This is a genomic window from Streptococcus infantis (assembly GCF_001579645.1).
Lineage (GTDB): Bacteria > Bacillota > Bacilli > Lactobacillales > Streptococcaceae > Streptococcus > Streptococcus infantis_E.
In genome coordinates this window covers 220,831-227,547 of record NZ_KQ970818.1, presented here as the reverse complement: position 1 = coordinate 227,547, position 6,717 = coordinate 220,831, and the positions used below count along the sequence as shown (strand labels likewise).

Annotated in this window: 5 protein-coding genes; all 5 read right to left on the bottom strand. The window is 38.4% G+C overall.

All coding sequences use genetic code 11. The features are described 5' to 3' along the window. Positions 1–640: peroxide stress protein YaaA (yaaA, locus tag SINDD18_RS01150; RefSeq protein ID WP_061862790.1), on the bottom strand; the 640-nt coding region annotated here is incomplete at its 3' end. 45 nt (positions 641–685) lie between these two features. Then, complete coding sequence (locus SINDD18_RS01145) at positions 686–1,096, bottom strand: peptide deformylase (protein WP_061863220.1); 411 nt, start codon at positions 1,094–1,096, stop codon at positions 686–688. A 215-nt stretch (positions 1,097–1,311) separates the two neighbouring features. Next, a complete protein-coding gene (locus SINDD18_RS01140) occupies positions 1,312–3,996 on the bottom strand; it encodes a cation-translocating P-type ATPase (protein ID WP_061862789.1) in 2,685 nt (894 codons plus the stop codon). 190 nt (positions 3,997–4,186) lie between these two features. Next, positions 4,187–5,155: a glycosyltransferase family 2 protein gene (locus tag SINDD18_RS01135; RefSeq protein WP_061862788.1), complete on the bottom strand. Its 969-nt coding sequence runs from the start codon at positions 5,153–5,155 to the stop codon at positions 4,187–4,189. Between the two features lies 1 nt (position 5,156). Beyond that, on the bottom strand, positions 5,157–6,587 hold the full coding sequence (locus tag SINDD18_RS11150) for a hypothetical protein (RefSeq protein WP_241497300.1): 1,431 nt from the start codon (positions 6,585–6,587) through the stop codon (positions 5,157–5,159). Positions 6,588–6,717: the final 130 nt, after the last annotated feature.

Sequence of the window (6,717 nt, the reverse complement as noted above, 5' to 3'; positions counted from 1 at the left end):
CTACCGAGGTTACTTGATTTTCCATCAGGGCTGTTAAAAAGGCTCCTCGGGCTTTTTTTGAAATGGTTGAGTGGACTTTAAGTTTTCCATCTCTGTCTTCCATAAACTTAAAGGTCACCATTTTTTCACGGATATCTTTTGGAAAGACAGTTTCAAATTCCGAAGACAAGAGTGAAAAGATTAGTTCTTCACCCTTCACCGACTCTTCATAAGCTGAATGCCAGTGACTTTTCAGGCTTTTCCCAGCAATTTTAAGCTTCATCAAAAAGTCCAGTCTGTGAGGCGCAATCGGTTCAAAGGCTGGAATCACACCATAGAGAGCTGACGTTATCATGAGGTGTTTCTCCAGATAGGCTTGTTCAGCCTTGGTTAGATTGTCCCGTTTGATGTTGCGATACATGAGTCCATCAAAGAGGTGCAAGGCTGGATAGTTTATCGCAGTTTCATTTTTCAAGGCCTGGATATGGTCATACTCCTCTTGCGCTTTTTCGGCAGATATTTTGTAAAAACTCTCCAGCTCTTGGGCGGAATATCTGGCTAATTCATCCAGCACTGCCCGACTTTCAGGACGCAAGGGATTTGCTTCAAAACTAGGAACATTTGTATTCATTTCTTTTGCAGTTGGGATTAGAATTTTCATAGTCTTAGTGTAGCATATTTTTCTAGGAGCACCAAGGATTTGAGCCTAAATAATACGACCTTCTAAATGATCCAGTTCATGCTGACAAATCTGAGCTGGAAAACCTGTCAGGGTAATGGTTTGCTCTTGCCAATGGATATCTCTGTAGCTTACTGTAATCTTCTCATACCTAGTTGTCGGTCTGACACCTGTCAGAGACAAACATCCTTCCTCCGTTTCATATGGCCCTTCAAAGGATTGAAGAACTGGATTAAACATAACCATGGGAATCATGCCGATATTAAAAATAATGACACGTTTTTGCACCCCAATCATATTGGCGGCTAGTCCAACACAGGTTTCTCTGTTAACCAATAGGGTATCCTGCAAATCCTTTGCTAGGGGTAAATCTTCCTGACTAGCAGGCTGGGATACCTGCGACAAAAACAAGATATCTTTTACTATTTTCTTTTCCAAGATTCTTTCCTCCATGCGATATCAGTCTACTTGATTATAGCACAAAATTATACTCTTCGAAAATCAAATTTAAACCACGTCAGCTTCACCTTGCCGTACTCAAGTACAGTCTGCGGCTCTCTTCCTAGTTTACTCTTTGATTTTCATTGAGTATTATTTCAGTTTATATTTACATAAAAACAAAAAGCCATCCGAAGATGACTTTTCATAATTGTTTAAATAGCGTTTTTATCTTTTCCAAGTGCTCGTTGGACTGCTTTGACAATCTCAACAAGGACTACAATCATAAGCGCTCCTACAGCGACCACCATCCATTGAGTCAAGCTCAAGTGTGAAACGTGGAAGAGATTATTAAATCCAGGAACCAAAATTGTCACCACAAAGAGGACGAAGGCAACTGGGATAGACCAGTTAAAGGTCTTGTTTGTAAAGAGTCCCACTTTAAAGATCGATTGGTAAACCGACTTAACGTTAAAGGCATGGAGCAATTGGATCAAACCGAGAGTTGCAAAAGCCATGGTAAGGGCATCCGCATGGATTTCAGTATGACTTTGGTGCTCTGGGAAGAGAAGAGCCCAACCATAAACACCTAGAACTAGCATGGTTTGGAAGATTCCTTGATAAATGATTGCTCCGAAGACACCACCATCAAAGAAGTTAGATTTACGGCCACGAGGTTTGTGAGTCATGACACCTGGTTCAGCTGGCTCCACACCAAGGGCGATGGCTGGTAGCGTATCTGTTACCAAGTTAATCCAGAGAAGATGCACTGGTTGTAACACATCCCAACCAAAGAGGGTAGCAAAGAAGATAGTGAAGACCTCAGCCATATTGGCAGACAAGAGGTATTGAATGGATTTTTGGATATTTGAGAAGACCTTACGTCCTTCTTCAACCGCTACGATAATGGTTGCAAAGTTGTCATCGGCAAGGACCATATCCGAAGCTCCTTTAGAAACTTCTGTACCTGTAATCCCCATACCGATACCGATGTCAGCTGTCTTAAGTGAAGGCGCATCGTTGACCCCATCACCCGTCATAGCGACAACCTTACCTTCATTTTGCCATGCTTTCACGATCCGAACCTTGTGCTCAGGTGATACACGCGCGTAGACAGAGTATTGCTTGAAGACTTTTTGGAATTCTTCATCAGTGAGGTCATTCAATTCAGCACCCGTGAAGACATGGTCTTCTGTATCATTTGGATCGATGATACCGAGACGTTTAGCGATAGCTTCAGCCGTATCTTGGTGGTCACCAGTGATCATAATCGGACGGATACCCGCTTCCTTAGCGACACGAACAGCTTCGGCTGCTTCAGGACGTTCAGGGTCGATCATGCCGACCAAACCAGAGAAGATGAGGTCAGACTCAACAATTTCAGATTCCAAGGTTGGAATTTCGTTACTTGTCTTGTAAGCCATCATCAAGACACGAAGGGCTTGTTTAGCCAAGTCTTTGTTGGTAGCAAGGATGGCATTTTTATCTTCTTCTGTGATTGGGCGAACTTCTCCATTGACTTCGATACGAGTCACACGCTTGAGCAATTGATCAGGCGCACCCTTGACAGCGATAAAGTAAGAACCGTCTGCTTCCTTATGAATGGTAGACATGAGTTTACGATCTGAGTCAAATGGCAATTCAGCTACACGTGGCTCATCCTTCAAGATTTCACGAACATCGAAGTTATGGTCCAAACCAAACTGTACAAGAGCTGTCTCAGTTGGATCCCCAATCAGCTTGCCAGATGGGTCCACCTTGGTATCATTGGCAAAGTTCATGATACGGAGGGTATTGTTGCTAGCAGCAATCTCAGTTGCTGAGCTTTGCAATTGACCGTTGGTATAAACCTTTTCAACCGTCATTTGGTTCATGGTCAAAGTACCTGTTTTATCAGATGCAATGATTTCTGTTGAACCAAGCGTTTCAACCGCTGGCAATTTACGGACAATCGAATTACGTTTTGCAAGGGTTGTAGTTCCCAAAGATAGAACGATAGTTACAATGGCAGGAAGCCCTTCTGGAATAGCCGCTACTGCAAGGGCAACCGCCACCATCAAGCCTTCTAATGGATGTTCGCCACGAACAAAGACACCAACCAAGAAGGTAATCACTGCAATCACAATGATTAAGTAAGTCAAGGCCTTAGATAATTGTTCCAAGCTTTGCTTCAACGGTGTTTCTGTTTCGTCTGCATTGGCTAACATATCCGCAATCTTACCAACTTCTGTGTACATACCAGTGTTGGTCACGACACCAATACCACGACCGTATGTTACGTTAGAGTTTTGATAACCCATGTTAACACGGTCCCCGATACCAGCATCCGCTTCAACAAGTCCTGTCACATCTTTTTCAACTGGGACAGATTCCCCTGTAAGAGCTGCTTCTTCAATTTTAAGGGAAGCTGCTTCAAACAAGCGCATATCCGCAGGCACGACATCTCCAGCTTCTAGCAAGACGATGTCCCCAGGTACCAATTCTTTTGAGTCGATCTCAATGACATGACCGTCACGACGAACACGAGCCATCGGGCTAGACATATTTTTCAGTGCTTCAATGGCTGCTTCTGCTTGCCCTTCTTGGTAAACCCCAAAGGCTGCATTCAGGACAACTACGGCCAAGATGATAATGGCATCTGTTAAACCGTCCATTCCTTCTGTAATGACAGAAAGTGCCGCTGCCGCTAGCAAGATGATGATCATCAAATCCTTAAATTGATCAAGGAATTTAGCTAGTAGGCTACGTTTTTCGCCCTCTTCCAACTCATTTCGACCATAAGTCGCTAAGCGTTCTTGAGCTTGAGCAGTTGACAAACCTTCGACAGATGAGTCCAGATTCTTTAGGACTTCCTCAGAAGATTGTGTGTAAAACAAATCTTTATTTTGTTCTTTTGACAAAACAGTCTCCTCCTTTTTGGCCTCTTTTTACAAAAAAAGAGACCTGTTTTTTAAAAAAACAAGTCTCGCTGTTTAATATAGTGCCGGAAATAATTCGTAATGACGACACTATCGCGGTTTCCCGCCAGCTACTCCCTTGAGTAGTTCTATTATATCAGAAATTCAAAAGTTTTCAAGTGCTGGGGTGAGGTTACTCATCACTCTCATCATAGGTGCGGTCGCTGATAATATATCTTGGACGTTGCTTCGTTTCTAGATAGATTTTTCCGATATATTCCCCAATTACACCAAGACTAATGAGTTGAACCCCGCCAAGTAAACTTACAATGGCATATGTACTGGCCCAACCAGCTACTACTGTACCAGTAAATTTGCTCCACAAAACCCAAATGATTAACAAAAAACTAAACAGTGAAGTCATAACTCCCATTGAGGTAATCAAGCGAATGGGTTTAATCGACAGGCTCGTAATTCCGTCCATTGCTAGACCGAGCATTTTAGAGAGTGGATAGTGACTCTCACCAGCAATACGTTCATGCCGTTTATAGGTCACGTAGGAATACTTAAATCCTACAAGAGGCATAATCCCTCGAAGGAACAGATTAACTTCTTTAAACTTGAATAATTCCTGTAGAAATCGTTTTGAGACTAAACGATAATCAGCATGATTAAAAACGACATCCGCTCCAAATAAATGCATCACTTTATAAAAACCTTCTGCTGTAATACGTTTAAAAGCTGAGTCTGTATCTCTATTATCACGAACGCCGTAGACTATCTCTGAACCTGTCTTATATTCAGCAATCATCTGATTCATACAATGAATATCATCCTGGCCGTCTGCATCAATGGTAATCACGATATCGGCAAATTCTGCAGCTTCATACATTCCAGCAAGGACACTACTTTGATGGCCTCGATTTCGGCTCTGCGAAATACCTACTACATATGGATTTGATGTAGCATATTCTTGGATAAGCTCCCAAGTTCGATCTTTACTACCATCATTCACATACATGACCTTACTAAGTGGGTGAACCTCTTGATTTTTCACAAGCTCCTCTATTTTTTCCACGAACATCGGATTGGTATGAGGCAATACTTGCTCTTCGTTATAACACGGAATCACGATATATAAAATCGGATTATTTCTACTCATCTTAACTTCCTATTCTTCTATAAATCATAGATGTTTCAATCTGTTTTTCTAACTTATAATTACTACGTACATATTCTTTTATAAAAGAATCTGTCAATTTTCCGTAATCCCATTCAGTATCAAATACAATATAAAGTGGAGGATTTTCAGTAATAGAATTTTTGAAATCTTCGATTAATATTTGATCATTAGTTACTGCTGGAATAAAGAAAAATTTAGTACTAGATAACCGTTCGCTATATAAATAGATTGTCCCATTTTGTCGATGAGTATAAATTCTGTCTTCCGCTTGAGAATTACTTTTTATATAGCTTGCAACACTTTGTTGTAAATAAGATGTATTTCTATCTCTTGTTTTTATGTTTTCCCTTACGTAATTAATGTTCGCCAAATATACTACATATAAACCTAATAATAACAATGTAAATTTCTTTACAGTAAAATTTTTAAATAAATTAAACATATAAGAAATATACGGTACTAGGAATGGAATAATTACAAGAATATAATGTCCATAACTACGTTTCGAAATAAGTGCTAATGTCAAACAAAACAAGAAAGCAACATGGTATAGAATCGATTTATATTTATACTTGTTCCATAATAGAAAAGATGATAAAAGAATTATTAAATTTAAGCTTAATGAATTAGACTGAGATAAATACCATTTAAATATTTCTTTCATCGATCCATTATTAGATTCTGTAGTGTATATAAAATTAACCCCTATCGATTGATATAACATATCAAGAAAAATACCTTTATAAATTAAATAAAGAAATAGAGGAATTGTAAAAATTAACACTCCTGTAAAAAAGTTAATTAATGTATCAATTAATTCTTTATACTTTTTCAAGGTAACATAATGAACAATTATATAAAGGCCAAAAATAAGCCAAATCCCAATCATATTTGCTTTCGTAAAAAATACAATTGCAAAACATAAACCTGCTAATATAATCTCATAATTTTTGATGTTATTTTTAATAAAGAATTTTAAAAATATGTATAAAGAGTAAGAAATCAAAGGAAGAATATACCCTTCTAAACTCCAACCACCATCAAAAAAATGTTCATATACCAAAAAAAGTAAGAATAATACTAATATCGATTGTTTATTTCCTGTAAATAATTTAGAAGTCAGAAAACTAATTACAAAAAATAAAAAAGTACAGAACAAATACAGAAATTTTATGCCTAATGAACCACTAATTAAATAACCTAGATAGTTCACGATAAAAATCACAGGGCCTTTATGGTCAAATAAATTAGCATACATTAGTTCTCCGCGATTCATTGCATATCCAAAGTATTCAAAAATACTAGCGTCAGAAAAGGGAATACCTTTTTTCACGCTTGTAACCATAGATAACCAAACTAGAGCAGTAAAAAATAATGATGTAACCCCGATAAGTAAATTATTTTTTTTCATTTTATTCTCCCATATTTATTCTCTATAATTTTATCATGTTTCATAAAAAAACAAAAGCAATTATTTGATTTGTCCCCCCTTTATAACACCCCCTCCATTTGAATTTTCTATGGAAAACCAGTATAATGAT